The organism is Rhodococcus sp. WS3, assembly GCF_003797085.1.
Lineage (GTDB): Bacteria > Actinomycetota > Actinomycetes > Mycobacteriales > Mycobacteriaceae > Rhodococcus_F > Rhodococcus_F globerula.
This window is the reverse complement of record NZ_RKMA01000005.1, coordinates 327,876-344,513: the sequence shown is the minus strand read 5'-3', so window position 1 is coordinate 344,513 and position 16,638 is coordinate 327,876. Positions and strand designations below refer to the sequence as shown.

12 protein-coding genes are annotated in these 16,638 nt (G+C 59.6%); 8 read left to right on the top strand and 4 right to left on the bottom strand.

Translation table 11 applies throughout. The features are described from left to right. The first annotated feature begins 633 nt into the window (after positions 1-633). Positions 634-1,644 (top strand): GTP pyrophosphokinase family protein, encoded by a 1,011-nt coding sequence (locus EEB13_RS31070; protein ID WP_187328659.1) that lies wholly within the window; start codon positions 634-636, stop codon positions 1,642-1,644. A gap of 740 nt (positions 1,645-2,384) precedes the next feature. Then, positions 2,385-5,723 (top strand): HNH endonuclease, encoded by a 3,339-nt coding sequence (locus EEB13_RS31065; RefSeq protein WP_116104500.1) that lies wholly within the window; start codon positions 2,385-2,387, stop codon positions 5,721-5,723. A 57-nt stretch (positions 5,724-5,780) separates the two neighbouring features. On the opposite strand, the gene EEB13_RS31060 is transcribed toward EEB13_RS31065, so the two are convergent. After that, entirely contained in the window at positions 5,781-6,194 is a 414-nt protein-coding gene (locus EEB13_RS31060) for a hypothetical protein (RefSeq protein ID WP_261984698.1), read from the bottom strand. A 305-nt stretch (positions 6,195-6,499) separates the two neighbouring features. Here EEB13_RS31060 and EEB13_RS32575 point away from each other — a divergent pair, with 305 nt between their 5' ends. The 6 genes from EEB13_RS32575 to EEB13_RS31030 all read left to right on the top strand — a co-directional run bounded on the left by EEB13_RS32575 (position 6,500) and on the right by EEB13_RS31030 (position 12,712). Beyond that, positions 6,500-6,664: an SDR family oxidoreductase gene (locus EEB13_RS32575; RefSeq protein ID WP_116104499.1), complete on the top strand. Its 165-nt coding sequence runs from the start codon at positions 6,500-6,502 to the stop codon at positions 6,662-6,664. A 1,588-nt stretch (positions 6,665-8,252) separates the two neighbouring features. Further along, the gene (locus tag EEB13_RS31050) at positions 8,253-8,504 is read left to right on the top strand and encodes a transposase (RefSeq protein ID WP_141487009.1); all 252 of its coding nucleotides are present in this window, start codon (positions 8,253-8,255) and stop codon (positions 8,502-8,504) included. Between the two features lie 362 nt (positions 8,505-8,866). Then, a protein-coding gene (locus tag EEB13_RS31045) for an IS3 family transposase (protein WP_141487008.1) occupies positions 8,867-10,029 on the top strand; the annotation gives its coding sequence in 2 pieces (ribosomal slippage) (positions 8,867-9,151 and positions 9,154-10,029; 1,161 coding nt in all). A 34-nt stretch (positions 10,030-10,063) separates the two neighbouring features. After that, positions 10,064-10,672, top strand: a complete 609-nt coding sequence (locus EEB13_RS31040) for an IS3 family transposase (protein ID WP_222839833.1) — start codon at positions 10,064-10,066, stop codon at positions 10,670-10,672. Positions 10,673-10,737: 65 nt separating this feature from the next. Beyond that, positions 10,738-11,064 carry a transposase gene (locus tag EEB13_RS31760; protein ID WP_187328658.1) on the top strand — a complete coding sequence of 109 codons (327 nt, stop codon included), beginning with the start codon at positions 10,738-10,740 and terminating at the stop codon, positions 11,062-11,064. 391 nt (positions 11,065-11,455) lie between these two features. After that, the gene (locus tag EEB13_RS31030) at positions 11,456-12,712 is read left to right on the top strand and encodes an IS110 family transposase (RefSeq protein WP_141487005.1); all 1,257 of its coding nucleotides are present in this window, start codon (positions 11,456-11,458) and stop codon (positions 12,710-12,712) included. 940 nt (positions 12,713-13,652) lie between these two features. Here EEB13_RS31030 and EEB13_RS31025 read toward each other — a convergent pair. The 3 genes from EEB13_RS31025 to EEB13_RS31015 form a co-directional block, all read right to left on the bottom strand. Continuing rightward, positions 13,653-14,564, bottom strand: coding sequence for an SDR family NAD(P)-dependent oxidoreductase (locus EEB13_RS31025; RefSeq protein ID WP_116104496.1), 912 nt, complete (start codon positions 14,562-14,564; stop codon positions 13,653-13,655). A gap of 84 nt (positions 14,565-14,648) precedes the next feature. Then, positions 14,649-15,122, bottom strand: a complete 474-nt coding sequence (locus tag EEB13_RS31020) for a MaoC/PaaZ C-terminal domain-containing protein (RefSeq protein ID WP_141487004.1) — start codon at positions 15,120-15,122, stop codon at positions 14,649-14,651. 84 nt (positions 15,123-15,206) lie between these two features. Beyond that, positions 15,207-16,550: an MFS transporter gene (locus EEB13_RS31015; RefSeq protein WP_116104494.1), complete on the bottom strand. Its 1,344-nt coding sequence runs from the start codon at positions 16,548-16,550 to the stop codon at positions 15,207-15,209. Positions 16,551-16,638: the final 88 nt, after the last annotated feature.

Here is a 16,638-nt window from a genome sequence, read left to right as displayed (position 1 = left end):
CCGCGGCGCTCCTCCCGACGCTCCGCGTCGGGAGACGGGAGCGAGTCGCTGCGCTCCCCGCCAGGGAGCCGCTGCGCGGCTCGCAGTGGGTCGAGTGCCGTTGCCGTCGATCGAGTCGCTTCGCTCCTCTGAATTCCGAATCTTGGTTCTCACCAATCGAATTCATCGAAACGTCTGAGCCGGTACCCGACACCCGAACGAGGCTGGAGAGGAGGGGAAGGGTCACGGAAAGCGCCCCGTCTCGCGTCCAACTGCCTCGTCATCATCATGCTCCCAATCATACACCCCCACCCACCAAACCGCAAAACAATCCGAAAACACGAAACATCGAAACCCGCACCACTGCAAGAACATTCGATGTTGACACAAACAAAACCGTGCACAACCCACGAAAACAACCAAACACCAACCGAATACCGAAACCTGCTGACACACAACAACATTCAAAAATACCAAAAACGAGCCCCGCAACACCCCGCACGACCCAACCCGAACACCCCGCCGGCACCTAAATCCGTCGGCGCCCCACACACCCCAGGGACATGCCCTCACCGCAGGTCAAAGACACTTGTCTAAGTCCAGGCGCTGGCTCTTTCCATGTTCTTCACCACAACTCTCCGCCATACTCTTATCGTGACCCAAGAAGACGAGATCCAGAGGTTCCACCAATACGCTGATCAGTACGATCGAAAACGCCCAGTTTACGAACGGCTGGCGTCGATAGCAGCGGAGATGCTCGAAGCAGAAACAAAGTCTGCTGGAATAAAGACGCATTCGATCACTAGTCGTGTCAAAGAGCGAGCGAGCTTCTTGGAAAAGATCAAAAGAAATTCGTACGCCAACCCGTTTACAGATACAGGAGACCTGGTTGGGCTGCGTGTCGTCAGTCTCTTCAACCATGACCTAGGTGCAGTCGATAGAGCTATCCGAAGCTGCTTCCTGATCATCGACCGTGACGACAAAGAGAAGAAGACTGATCCAAGGGCGTTCGAGTACAAATCAATACACTACGACTGCTACCTGAAGAGAACCTCAGTCGATGTCGCAGACACGGATCTACTGGATATCCGGTTCGAGATTCAGTCGCGGACCATCCTGACGGATGCGTGGGCCAGTATCGAGCACTATCTGGCGTACAAGGGCAAAGCGAGCATTCCCAGAGAGATTGTCCGTGATCTAAGCGCTCTAAACGCTGTACTTCATCTCGCTGACAAGGTGTTTCACGGGATCGCTGTAGATGTCCAAGCCATCGAGGTGGCGGCGGCGGAGGCGAACCCGGATGAACTCCAAACGATCTCACTGAATGGGGCCACAGTAAAGGGACTCCTTCGTCGGATGCTCAACGATCGTGAAGAGTCGGCTGATCGAGAATATTCCGAACTCGTTGAGCAACTCAACCGGTGTGACTACGAAAACCTAGAAGAGGTGCGAAAATCGATAGATTCGGGTCTCGAAAAGGCGAAGGCTTTCGAGGCGCTGTCACCCCCCTTCGACCCGATGAAGATGGAATCAAGCCGATTTACCGACGTAGGACTTGCGAAAATTGCGATCAGTGAAGCCGACGAGCGGATGCATTCGTTGCTCCTTGATTTCACCATCGATGACGTCGACGCTTTTCTCATGGATAACTTCGAGGGGTTCTAGGTACACACTCTTTCGGCAGTTGTGCGACAAACTCTGTCCAGGGAAGCCACGACGGCACAAACCGATCAGAGAGCACCACCATCATCACCCGCTGGTCGTAGGACGGCGCATAAGTACACGATGATCCGACAACCGGCAGCCACACCCGCGACGCACTCTCCAACTCCACAACGGAGTCGGATGCGCACAGCTCATACGAAGACCGCCCCACCCCCAAGAACGCGAAAGCACCGAACGCCCCCACCACCAACCCCACACCGAGCAACACCCACCGACGCCACCGCGTCACTCCCCTGCATGTCGTCACCCACGCACCATAAGCCGAGCAGCGAGACGATTCAGCTATCTGCAGTTCAATCCGGCGAATGTGCCTCCCAGACCTCATCCACAACCAATAGCCGCACGAACCCACCACAGAACCCGAAAAGGACCACCCAAATAACTGGAAAGGTCCGGCCCGGTTGCTGCCCAGTGCGACAGCAGGGCTGTCGGGTTGCCGCCCGCCGAGCGGACCGGTCACTTCGAGTGCTGCTCGATTGTCCGCCACCCATTCGACTGCGTCCTTACACTGCTCCAGAGCATCTGGGATACATGTGTTCGCGCGAGAAAACGTAATCGAGTGAAGAGGATCGCGACGTCGGCTCCACGGCTGACCGTCCTAGCGAACGCGGACGTGGTCACCGACTCGTCGGCGGTTGCTGAAAGAATGGAGACCACCTTGCATCTCAGGAGAAAGCTATATGGCGATCAGTGAACGCACACGCAAGATGCTGTGGACACGTGCTCACGACCGATGCGCTTTTCCAGGATGTCGGCACACACTCACCGTCGATGTCGTAAACGCAATGTCGGGCGGCTCGGACGTCGTCGTAGTCGGACAAGAAGCCCACATCCGGGCGCGGAGCGCCGGCGGTCCTCGCTACGACGCGGGCTACCCAGAAGTCGACGGCTACGAGAACCTGGTACTGCTATGTCCAACCCACCACACCCTGATCGACGCCAACAACGGTGACGGCTACACCGTCGATGACGTGGTCGAGATGAAAGCGTCCCACGAGAAAAAACAAGCGCGCCGAGACAAACTTCGGGCCGTCCTACGCGCCTACCTCGGCGACCGATACGCCTCAGAGGACACGGTTCTGTTTCAGCAAGTCGACTTGCACGGCCCCTCGGTCGACTCGATGTTCGTCGACGTTCCTGTTGGATGCCGTCGTGACAACTCGACCGTCGCGACGCTACTCAGCCATATCCGCGAAACCGCTCCAGGGGATACCACCGAACTGGACAGGGCATCCGGCTTCGTTGTCGCCGGCGCTACACAAGCTCTCCTGCATCCGCAATGGCAGGGGAACGCAGTCCTCGTTGGAGGACCCGGACAAGGCAAATCAACGGTGCTGCAATACGTGTGCCAATTCCACCGTGCACGACGACTCGATGAGACAAGTGCATACACAGCCGCCCAATCCGGACTGGACCAGGTGACCGCCGTAGCCAGATTCCCGGTACGCGTCGATCTACGCAAATATGCGCAGTGGGCAACCGATTCGCCAGCCCGGGCGCCCAAGCCGAAGGGCAATCCATCACGAACGCACGACGGCTGGCCCAGTCTCGAAGAATACCTCCTCCAGGAAATCGACAGCCGTATCGGTGCACACCGTTTCAAGCCACGCGATCTTGCTGATCTCATAGCGACCGAGCCGGTTCTGTTAGCCCTCGATGGGCTCGACGAGGTCGCCAACGTGTCGGATCGCTCGCGTGTTGTCGACGAAATCGTTCGTTGCCGAGGACGATTGACACCCGATGCTGCCGATTTGATGATCTTGGTTGCGACCCGTCCTGGCAGTTCCCTGCAGCCCCTCACGTCCTCAGGTGCGTTCCCGACCCTGCACTTGCAACGCCTCACACCAGGTTTGCGGCTGCAGTATCTGCAACGTTGGTCCGAGGTATCTCGACTCCCCGCAGACAGTGCGGCGCGCCTACAAGCGACGTTCTTGGACAACCAGAATGTGCCTCACATCAATGAACTGGCTTCCTACCCAATGCAATTGGCGATTCTTTTACACTTGCTGTACCGACGCCAATTGCTCCCCCAGCAACGCACCGAACTCTACGCCGAGTATCTCAAAACATTTCTCGACCGTGAGCAGACCGAGGACAAGGAGCCGCTCCTGGCCGAACAGCGCCGCGTCGTCGAGGACACGCACGCTTACCTCGGCTGGTACCTGCAATCCATCGCGGAGGAAGGACGCAGCTCCGGACGAATCACCCGAGAGGAGCTACGGCATTTACTCCGCGACTACCTCGCCGGTCAGCCAGAAGAGCAACAGCTTGCCGACGAGCTCTACTCTGCGATCACAGATCGAGTGTTGTGCATGGTCGAGCGCGACGACGCGTTCGAATTCGAAGTGCAGTCCCTTCGCGAGTACTTCGCCGCAAAGCACATCGCTGACAACCTCACGCCGAAAGGCCACGGCAACTCCCGAGACGACGGATTGAACGCACTTCTGGAGCGCCCATACTGGGCCAATGTCTGCCGATTCTTCATAGGGATGCTCACTCGCGGTGAAATCCGCGCGCTACATGGCAACTTCCGGACCGTCGAGAACCGTGTCGCGCCGCACCCGCTCATACGCGCAATGGCTGTCATGGTGCTCAATGACCGCATCTTCGACGGTTTAACCACAAGCGAAATTCGCGACGTAGTCGACTTCGTCTTCGATGGTCCCGGTGTCATCTTCTCCCAAGATGGGGCACTCGACGCTGCAGGAACCCCACTAAGACTCGGCAATCGCGCTGGCCGCAGCCAGGCCGTTGCACACCTGAAAGAACGCTTGACGGACTCCCACACGACGCACCAGCTACGCGACGCCGTAGCACGCAGCCTCGTCACCCACGCGATACCGGAAGATGATCTCACCAGCTGGTGGTGGGGACAGCACGAACCCACCACAGTCTGGCTGGAAACCGCTGCACATCTTCGAGCGCTCCAAAACCTCGACCCGAACCAGACACATCTGCTGGCTTCTGCGCTCACTGACGCCGAGAACCGTGGCGAGTGGCGCGTCCAGCTGCTCAGCGACGGCGGATATGACGGCGCGGACAAGAACATCCTGTCAACCGCGCGAGACAATCTCAATGACGGTGCTGCAGAAAGTATCCGACACCATTGGTCTCACGACGGACCGAACACTGCCCTTGCCGATCTCATACACGGCGCCACAACCACCGTGCGCACGCATCTACCCGACACTGCATCAACAACCGACTGGCAAACATACTTCGCCACGCTCTCTCACACTTGGGGTGACGGATGGGTACTCCGACGCGCAGTCTCCACAACGCCCACCAACATCGACCTGATGGCCATCGCATCGAACGCTTCAACTCAAGGACTGACCGACGCGGCACACACCGAGGCGTTGTACCGCCACCACAGAGGCGAGACCGCCTGGTGGCAGGAGCTTTTCATATCCACAACGACCCCGACCGAACAGATGCTCGCCCTGATTGCCGTCCTCGAACACGCGCGACCGAGCACGATCGTCGAACTCGGACCGAGTATCGACCAACTCGTGCGCGCCCTGTCCCCCACACACTTTCGAACCGTTGAACATGCCTTGCACCGAGACCGCGAGACACACACGACCCGCGCCCTCAACCTCGCAGACGCCCTACGCCTACAGCAGCTGCCTCTGTCGGGGCGGACCCTGTGGCTGTTGTGGGTCACCGGATCCGACTCGACACGCGAGCGCATCACCACCCGTCTCGAACCCGAACTCCGCGATGTCTTTCTCGCCGGAACAGCCGACGGACGCGCCGCAGTCGCAGCCGCGTCAACCCCACGAAAAATAAAGCTGGACACATTCGCAGGTGCACGACGAGCGCTCCCTCCAGGCGGCTGGGCAAATCAGACACGTCTTGCCTCTATGTCCAACACCGTCTCCAAGGCAGTTCTACTCAATCCAGACCAATGGCCCGCCGATATCGTTCAACTTGCAATCGACAGGATGTCGGTTCGCGCAGCAGAGCGCACGCCGCCTCTAACCCGGATCGCGGACGATAATGACTGGTTCTCGTAGTCCACACTGAGCAACATCGCACCGGGAAGTTCCGGACCATTGCCTCGAATTGACCTACTACAGAACGATGTCCGTGACAGCATTGCCTAGGAGCGGTGCTCGCTCGCGGCAGTAGCCCTCGACGGAGTCAAGACTGGCGGGGTCGGTCTGTCGAGCGATGACGGAGTCGGCGGCGCCCTTGCGGGTGTCTTGGGTGACGAAGCCTGCGCGGAGAGAGTGCCCGCCTAGCTTGGTGAGGGCGGTGGGGTCGAAGCCGGCGTGTGCAGCGCGGCGATGGTCTGGTGGATCGCGGTACCGGAGAACGCTGCGGCACCGAGGTTGCCGTTGTTCGCGACGGCCCGCAGCAGTGGTTCCCGGGCGGCGGTACGCGGCACTCCCCCGGCACACGTGGCCGTCGGATGGTTCACGTTTCCGCAAGAGCCGGATGACCGAGGGGCAGCCGACGACGTCGAATGCAGCAACGACCTGCACCCAGCGAACGAACGCGCAGGGCGGGTAGGTCTCGTGAGACTCGGTGTACTGCAGTGCTTTGTTCGCTCCTCTTCCTTTCTTAGTCGGCCTTCGACTTCCGTAGTCGCACATTGAAGTTCACCGGATGGTGGACACCGAGATAGCGGGACGGATGATTCCGCTGGACGGATGTCCTCGTGCCCCGCAAACGCAGGTCGTTCACGACCGAATACAAGGTCGGGGCCGCCACAGGGTGATCGATTCCGGCCAGACAATAGCGCCGCTCACGGCCGCGGAACCTACCGAGTTGGCACGGTTGCGCCGGTGTGAAGCACCTGACCAAAACGCTTGCAGCGGAGTGGGCATCGAAGGGTATTCGCGTGAACTCGATCAGCCCCGGTTACATCCAAATGCCGCTCACAGAGTCTGACAGGCTCCGACAGCTGCAGAGCTTCTGGATCAAGGCGACACCGATGGGCTGGATGGGGTGAACCGACGACCTCGTCGGGTCCGCAGTTTTCCGGGCATCGGAGGCCGCTGCCTTCGCCACAGGATCTGACTTGATCGTCGATGGCGGATACGTCACCTGGTGAGTCTCGGCTGCCTGGGACTCCCGAGACCTCCAGAGGGGGATGCAAGACTGCATACCAGAGGGGGAAATCACCGCAATCGCACATATTTCCCGGGACCTCACCGCGTGTAAACTCATCCCCAAACCCACTGACACACAACATCATTCAAAAAACCCACAATCGAGGCCTCGCGCCACCCCCGTCTGACGCGCACGACTCCCCCACACCACCGAACCGCAGCACCTTGCCGGCCCCTAATTTCCTGCGCCCCACATACCACAAACAACCGCGTGAAGGTGTCATAACCGCACGTCAAAGCCCCAAACGCGCAGCCCTAAACACGACTGCGCGGCAGAGAAATCCCTCAACCCAAAAGCTCGGCTGAGGGGTGAGGGTTTCCTCCGTCGACCACCGAGTCAGCAGCGCTCGCCCCCCGCGTTCCGCCTGTCCTCACGGTCGACAATCGTCTCCGCCGGCAGCTGGTAATCACACACCGGGGCGTTCATGCACGCCCCATTAGTGTTCAGTCCCGCCCCGTCCTTCGGGCAGCGTTCTGTCAAACCCATCGAAAACTCCTATCTCTTACATAAACATGGTTTGACCTGGACATTTTGTCCTGGTCACGACAGAGCATGACAGACAGTGCGCTACGAGTCGATTAAATGCTGCACACCACCACCATGACCTCGCCGCAAACGCCGCAAACTCACGTCATCACTGCTCAGGGCATCAAAACGCACTCAACCATCCAATGCAAACAATTGCCTCCTCCGACCAGCTGTCGACCGAGGGAGAGCACTGCGAAAGATCGGGCGCACAACACACCAACGATGTTTGAGGACGCTCACCGTGAGGTAACAATCTTTCGCGCAACCGGTTCGGGTGAATCGCGAACAGGCGCCCCACCAGCCCGCTGGTCACTCGCAGGAAGGGGGGTCGCCTGCCCCCGAAACCACACCAAGTGTCGCGCACCAGGCCTATACCCAATCCACCACAGAACGCGAAGGCCCCTCACACACGCGATGAGGGGTCTCTTGAGAACACACGAGGTCCGACCCAGTTGCCGCACGGGCCGGACCTATTCGATGTAGTGCGTTCCGTCGACTGCTGCTGTTTAGGAAGGATGGACGAATTTGGTTGGGGTGGTTGATATACACCCCTTTACGACGTGACATTGCATGGTGCAATCCGTGAGTACCCACGCCCTCACCCGAGCGGCCTAGTTGGGTCGCGCGCACAACGACGCGCGCATCATTACATGCATCCATGCGCGCCACGGGCGTCGACTTCAACGCCGGGCCGTGTCATCCACCCAGTTCAGGACCCCTGAACGTCGCATTTCAAAAGACTTTGTCTCGACCTGTCACAGCACCCCTGGAGCTGAACCTCCTCTCAGAGAGAGAAACCATGAATCGCACCGGAGTTCCGGAGACTTTGATGTGCTCTGGGATTGACGGAGTCGGTGAACTTGGTTTCTGGCTACGATCTTGTCCAAGGAGGCAGGACCATGCCGAAGAGATACCCCGAGGAATTTCGCCGCAAGATCCTCGGTCTGGTCGCCGCAGGACGGCCGATCGCGGAAATCGCCCACGATCTCCAGGTCAGCGACCAGACGATCTACGGTTGGCGCAAACAAGACCTGATCGACACGGGGCAGGTACCAGGACTCTCACGCCTCGAACAGTCCGAGCTGACCTCGGCGAAAAGACGCATCCGTGACCCCCCCGAACGAAGTCGCAATACTGAAACGGTCCCGTGAGCTGCTGAAAGAGCCACACAACCCAAAAGGCGATTCGCGGCCATAGCGACGATGGCTGCGGAAGGACTACCCGTGCAGGCGTCCTGTCGCCTATTGGACGTGTCCGAAGCGGGGTACTACGAATGGCGCAACCGACCACCGTCACTACGCACTCTGCGGCACACCTGGCTACTCGAACAGATCATGGCAGTGCATGCCGCATCTCGCGGCACCTACGGTGCCAGGCGCATTCACGGAAGAACTCACCCTTGGGCCCGGCCTGTCCGTAGGACACAACCACATCGAGGCGGTGAGGGTCTGCTGCACGGATAGGTGACATCTGATCTGTGGTGCCGAGAGGTGCCGCTGGAAGGATGTGCACCATGCCCAAGCCCTATCCCCGAGAGTTCCGTGAGGACGTTGTCCGCGTAGCGCGCAGTCGCGAGCCCGGAACGTTGTTGAAGCAGATCGCTGCTGATTTCGGGATCAGCGAATCCTGCCTGACGGGCTGGCTGAAAGTGGCCGATAGCGAGGACGGAATCAAATCAGGAACTACTGGTGAGGACGTGGTCGAGAACCGGGAATTGCGCAAGCGAATCCGGTTGCTCGAGCAGGAAAACGAAGTTCTGCGACGGGCTGCCGCCTATCTTTCCCAGGCTAATCTGCCGGGAAAAGGCTCTACCCGCTCGTGAAAGAACTCGCCACCGAAAAGATTCCGGTGGCGGTGACGTGCCGGGTACTGAAGATCGCTCGACAGCCGTACTACCGCTGGCTGGCCAATCCTGTGACCAATTCGGAGTTCGTCGAGGCCTACCGAGCCAACGCACTCTTCGACGCCCATCGCGGCGATCCTGAATTCGGCTACCGGCTGCTGACCTACGAAGCCCGCTGCGCAGGCCATACGATGACCGAGCGCACCGCATGGCGGATTTGTTCGAACAACGGTTGGTGGAGTGTGTTCGGCAAGAAACGAGGTACGAGTAGCCGTCCCGGACCTGCCGTCCACGATGACCACGTCAAGCGAAATTTCGCCGCGAAAGGACCGAACAGGTTGTGGCTCAGTGACATTACCGAACATCTCACAGCGGAAGGCAAACTCTACCTGTGCGCGATCAAGGACGTTCACTCGAACCGGATCGTCGGCTACTCCATCGATTCGCGGATGAAATCCCGACTCGCGGTCGCTGCGTTGACCTCGGCCCTGGCCCGCCGAACCGATACAGACGGATGCATCGTACATTCTGATCGCGGCTCTCAATTTCGAAGCCGAAAGTTCCTGCGCACCTTGGACCGCCACAATCTGATCGGATCGATGGGCAGAGTCGGGGCGGCCGGTGACAACGCTGCTATGGAATCGTTCTTCTCGCTGCTGCAGAAGAATGTCCTCGATCGGCGGGCGTGGAAATCTCGAGAGGAGCTGCGGATCGCGATCGTGACCTGGATCGAACGGACCTACCATCGCCGTCGACGTCAGAGCCGGCTCGGAAAGTTGACCCCGATCGAATACGAGGCCATCATGACCACATCAGCCATCACGGCTGCGTGAACGAACCTGTCACCTGATCGTGCAGCAGACCCTGATGTCGCGCGCCGGCATCAAAGGCGTACCCGGGACGAGGAGGTCGAAGCCTCGATATCAGACACCGACAGCCGGCGACATGGTCAATCGAATGTTCACCCGTGAACAGCCACATCGGTTGTGGGTCACTGATATCACCGAACATCGTACTCGTGAAGGTAAGGTTTTCTGCGCGGTTGTCCTGGATGCGTTTTCAAGACGGGTCGTGGGGTGGTCGATCGATTCCAGTCAAACCTCCGCGCTGGTGACCAACGCGCTCTCGATGGCCATCTCCAACCGTGCACCGCTCGACGGAACCGTGATTCACTCCGATCACGGGGTGAAATTCACGTCGTGGGCATTCGCCGATCGAGCCAAACAATCAGGTCTCGTTCCCTCTATGGGATCTGTCGGCGACTGCTACGACAATGCCACAATCGAATCTTTTTGGGGCAGAATGCAAACCGAGCTTCTGAACCGACAACGGTGGCGTACCCGGATTGAACTGGCGAACGCAATCTTCGAGTATCTGGAGATCTTTCACAACCGCCAACGTAGACATTCGAGCCTCGGAATGTGCACTCCGATAGAGTACGAATTGCATCATCACACGAATCAGCCAGTTGCCTGAAACCAGCTATACCGACTCCGTCGAGCCCAGGGCACATCACTTCATCCTTTGGGAAAGATGGAGCCATGTCGTCAGCAATGAACAAGAGCTACCCGCCCGAACTGCGTGAGCGGGCGGTGCGGATGGTCGCCGAGGTCCAATACGAGTACCCGTCGGAGTGGGCCGCGATCGAATCCGTCGCAGACAAACTCAGCATCGGAACAGCGCAGACGCTGCTCAACTGGATCCGGAGAGCGCAAACCGACGCCGGCGAACGACCCGGCGTGACGAGCGAAATGGCTGCGGAAATGCGCAACCTCCGGGCCGAAAACCGGGAACTCAAGCGTGCCAACGAAATCCTGAAGTCGGCATCGGTTTTCTTCGCAGCGGAGCTCGACCGCAACAACAAATGATCATCGACTACATCAACCGATACAAAAGCGAGTACGGCGTCGAGCCAATCTAATGAGATCGGTAGCCGTGCCGGCACCGGACTTCTCGAGTCGATCCGAGTACGAACTCTTCCTTGGCAGACCGTAGCCGGCGTCGGCGCGGGTACCCCCATCCTGGCCCTGTCGAAAGCGGGGTCAAGTGTCGAGCCGCGGATAGGTGATCACTTCGTCGAGCGGGACGTTCAGTCCTGACGGCAGTGCGTGACACCGATCCGCTGGTGGGAGATCGTGCGACAGCCGATGCGATGGCGGCCTCTGAGGCCTGTTCATTGGAGCGCTGGTCGACCTTCCCGGTTCGGCAACGTTGTGCGGCTTGCCGGCCGCACTCCCGGACGAGGACAGGACTGACGAGATGGCTGAGCTGTGGTGTGGAATCGATTGGGCGGAAAAGCATCACGATGTCGCGGTGATCGACGACAGTGGAAGCCTGCTGATCAAGGAACGCATCAGCGATGACGTCGCAGGCTTCGACCGATTAGTAGAACTGATCCTCGAACTACGAAAGGACGGACTCGACGGACTGCCCGTCGCTATCGAAACGGCGCAAGGGCTACTCGTCTCGGCGATTCGCGCCGCCGGCGCCGATGTGTTCGCAATCAACCCGTTGTCCGTCTCGAGATATCGGGACCGCTACTCGCCGAGTCGAACTAAAAGCGACACCGCAGACGCAATGGTGCTGGCCAATATCCTTCGCACCGATCGTGACAATCATCGGCGGCTTCCGGACGACAGTGAACAAGCCCAATCTGTCAAGGTGTTGGACAGGGCCCATCAGGACGCGATCTGGGATAGACAACAGATCACCAGCAAGGCACGTTCCCTTCTCCGCCAATACTTCCCGGCATTTCTCGAAACATTCGACGACCTGACCACGATGGGTGCACGCGAGGCACCCCGACTGGCAACCACCCCGGCCGCCGCAGCAAACTTGCGCCCCTCCACTATGGCCGCGGCCTTACGGAAAGGCGGGCGGAAACGCGGCGTCGAGGTCGAGGCCCGCAGAATCGTTGCAGGGCTCCGCCTCCCTCACCTGCGCCAACCGCTGCAGGTGGAAATCGCGATGGGCGACAAGCGCATGCGTACGCACGCGCACTCACGGCCACTGCCGAGAACGTCAAGTCATTGGAGGCGGCCCTTACCTCAGCATTTGAGGAACACCCCGACGCGCCCATACTCACGAGCTTCCCAGGACTCGGCGTCGTTCTCGGCGCCAGGATCCTGGGTGAAATCGGTGACGATTCGGCCAGCTATAGCCTTATCGGCGAGCATACGGTCGTACCGACTGTGCACTCGTTTCGAGGAAACACCACACGTCGGACAGCTCGCCGAACTCGACAACGGCGACGCACGGATACGGACTCTACCTGCGGTCGCATCGACCGAATCGATGTCGACGCCCGACAGATGCGGAAGAAGTACACGCAGGTCACAACAGTTCTCAGAACACCAGAACGATCATCACTCACCACATCCCTGTCCTGCCGGAACGACACGACCCTCCGTGCCCCGTCACGGAAATGGGCCAGAACCAGGTTTCAACCGTCGTCAACACTTGCCCATCGTTCGACTGCTCCCTACTCGGTATCCGTCGCCGCAGCCCACGAGATAAGGGGACTGCCCCGACCGCGGCAATCGGAGCAGGGTCTCCCGAACAGCTTGTCGCTGGACTCGATACAGATTCAGGCGGCGTTTGCTCCGGCTGAACGTCTCACCGATGTCTCGATCACATCTGAGACACTCGAACAAGCAAAAGAGAAGGGGACTCATGCTGGTCGAACGATTCCAGTCAGTGGTCAAGGCGGACTACCACCAATTCCACATCGCGCCGTTACAGTCCGATAGCATCCCCAAACACCCTGCGAAGCCCTCACTCCCCCAATTGACATCGGTACCGGGGCCGGATCTACGCCCGCGCCGCCGTGATATCGAATACGATGGCCCACTCGTCGGTAGCCCGGTCGAGGACTGTCTCATTTAAATATGGCCAATCACGGAACCTGAACCGGCACGAGAGAACAAACCTCGCGGCCGATAGGCCACAGACCGGTACCGATACAACAAGATCCGCTCTTCCCTAAGAGGTGAGGGCGGATCGTTACTTCAGCGGACGGCCTCGGCCTTCTCCTTGGTCACATCTTCCAGTGTCGTCATCACCGCACCACACGCTCAGCTTTCACTCAGCGCGTGGTGCCCAAAAAACACCGATCTAGTGACAGTCCCCCTGGTCTGGCGATCTCAGGTGCCCGCGGCACCGAAACCGAAACGTGCCCCGGAGACATCGTCTTGCCGCTACCGAATCCGCCCGGTGGTTGGATCTTCTGTCGCCGATTTTCGGGATGTTCGATATAGCTGCTTGGTGCGGCGCAAACGGAGCCGATAGTGAAAGTCGCTGCCCCGCACCCTATCGCCACCGGAGATCGGTGAGAATGGTCGGGCACTGTCGCCCGGATACGCGGCCACACCTTCAGCAAGAGGGCGCCGACAACGAAATTAGTTCTCTCCCAGGCCATTTTGACTATCGGGTAAACTCCGCGCCGTCACTAACGACTCTACGGCAGGCCGATCGTACTCAATATCGCACGTTGGCCGGTTGTTGGCCAGTGGTCGACCTCGGACATCTCTGCCATTCCGGGTGCATAGGCTGCGGCGTCTTCGGGATGGACTGTGCCCGCGCCGCCGGATGCATGGGCGCCTCCGTCAATAGCCAGGTTGAGCCCGGTCACCCAGGATGCCTCGTCGGAAGCCAGGTATACCGCTGCACTTGCGATGTCGTCGGGCTCCCCCAGCCGCGGGATCAAGTTCGGTGTCAGGGTAACCCGTCGTTGTTCTGTGCCTTCCGTACCGTAGAACAACAGGCCGTTCGGGGTTGCCACGCAACCCGGAGAGATTGTGTTGACGCGAATATTCGCCTCGGCCAATTCGTTGGTGAGGCAGCTCGCGAGCCGAATGACGCCAGCTTTGGCCACCGAGTAAGCCTGAATGATAGGAAGATTGGCCGGGTAACCCGTCCCAATATTTGCACCCGCGATGGAGCCCATGAAAATGATGCTCCCGCCGCCGCGCGCGCGAAGATGCGGGATGGCGTGTTTGGAGACAAGGAACGGCACGGTCAATGTGTGGTCGAGGGTGAATTGCCAGTCTGCGAGGCTGGAATCCTCGACCGATCCCAACCGCAGCTGCATGGCACTGTTGTGCAAAATGTCGATGCCGCCGAACTTCTCGGCCGCGAATTCAGCCAGCGCGTGTGCGTCGTGTTCCGTGGTGAGGTCGATCGAGTGCAGCGATTCCATCCGTCCGCCGGCGGCGCGCACGATCGCGAGCGTCTCCTCGGCAGCTTCGGCATTGATGTCGCACCCGACAATCGAGGCACCCTCGGCAGCGAACCGTAACGCGACCTGGCGCGCCATTCCGCGTCCGGTACCGGTGATGACGGCGACCTTGCCGTCGAGACGACCTGTCATTGTGCTCTCCTTCGTGATCTGGACTTGAGACTGCGGTGAAGTAGACGGACGCTCCGGTCGCGCGAATGTGCCGGAAACGCCATATCAGCACGCGGTTGGACGTCGACGGACGTAGGCATCCATCTCGAGAGACAGCACGGGTCCGGTGTCTCTACCTTTGAGCGTTCCGCTGGTCGTGACCAGGCCCCAGCGGTGGTGGCCCTTGCTGACCGCGGTCACGGTCAAGGACCCGTGCAAGTGCGTGTTGGCGTGAACGGGTGCGAGGAACTGCACCTCGCGTAGTGTGCGGCCTGCGACGACGTGCCAGTGCGCAAGAACTCCCGCGACTGCCAGGCGTTGGAACACCGCCAGGGTGTATACGCCACTTGCAATGACGGCACCGAAGTGGCTCGCGCTGGCAAGGCTCGGGTCGGTATGGATCCCGAGTGGATCCCAGCGGCGGGCGAAGGCCATGATTTCCGTTGCTGTGACGAGATAGTTTCCGAGATCGTACTCTGTTCCCACTACGAGATCTTCGGTGAATCGCAGGTCGGTTGTCTCAGGTGCGGGGTAGTTCATTTGCACCGTCCCTTCACTCAGTGACCGATCGCCACTTGTAGTTCTGTGCAGCTAAGGAGCGAACTCGTGACCTGAACTCGGCGATTACGCGGCGCCTGTGAGTCGTTCTGTTCGCTGATGCCCGACTAGGATGTTCGTCCCCCGGCTCGTTCTGAGCAGCCCGTACGAACACAACCCAGCAATCGCCAACGGCACCAGAACGGCAATGTAGAGATCTTTCGGCGACATGAAACCGATGGCGTACCCCCCGAGAATGGGTGACACTATCGAACCGACTCTGGCCACGCCCAGCATCGTGCCGAAACCCTTGGCCCGGATCTGTATCGGATAGACCGAAGTGGCGATCGCAGTAAAGGCACTCAGAGAGACGAAAACGAACAGGCCGAGCAACAGGGCCATGGCAAGCGCGAGGGCGCCCTGAAGGGTCAACGCGAACGCAATCAACGCGGCCGATCCCAGGGCCATCGATACCCAGGAGATTTGAGCAGAAGGACGCCGGAGTCCGACTATCCCGTACAAGATCGCGCCGATCATCGTTCCGACCGAGAGCATGATGCCCACCAAGGCGCCACTACCAGCATCACCGGTCTCGTTTTTGATCAGCTGAGGAGTCCAGGATCCGATGAAGTAAAACGAAGCGGTACAAAACCCGTAACCGAACCACAACAGCAAGGTGGTGGTTCGCAAGCCCGACCCGAGAAGTTTCGTATCCGACCCGTTGTCCGTCCCGCCGCCGGGCACACCAGCAGCCTGCGGGTCCCTCTCTTCCAAATTGAGCCGACCCGCCAGCCTGTCGGCGGCCTCCTGCGCAGCACCCGATGAACGACGCAGGTATGCAACGGTTTCCGGGATGAGCGCGACGACGACGACCGTCACGAGTGCGCTGAGCGCGAACCCGAGCCAGAACAAACCCTTCCAACCGCCGGCTGCTTCGATCACCGAAGCGCCGGCAAGGCCTGCAACGAAAGTTCCCAAGGGATAGCCGAACAGCACCACACCCACCGACAGGCTCCGGCGAGACGGTGGCGACATTTCCTGAGCGATCACCATCGAGATGGCACCGAGGACACCGATTGCCATTCCCGTGACGAATCGAGAGGCGATGAGGACCGTATAGTTCGGGGCGAGCGAGGACACGAGGAGTCCTGAGGTGTTGAGGATCAGCGAACCGATCAGGACGGGGCGTCGGCCGTGAACGTCGGCCAGCCTTGCTAGAAAGAACGCCCCGACGCCGATCCCGAACAGGGCTGCGCTGACCAGGTAACCTTTCGCGGCAGCGGTGGCGTAGCCCTCGGGAATATGCGGCAGGGCGTAGCCCATGATGAACAGGTCGTAGCCGTCAAGAAGGTTGACAAGAGAACACACAGCGACGATCAGTACTTGATAGGGCGTCATCGACGCAGGTGATCGAAATCTGTTGAGATCCATCGAGGTTCCTTACTGAATCATGGGAAGGGCAGGCTGCGGTTCCGGCACCAGACCATTCATTCGTTCCTTGGCCGTGATTGCGTAGTGA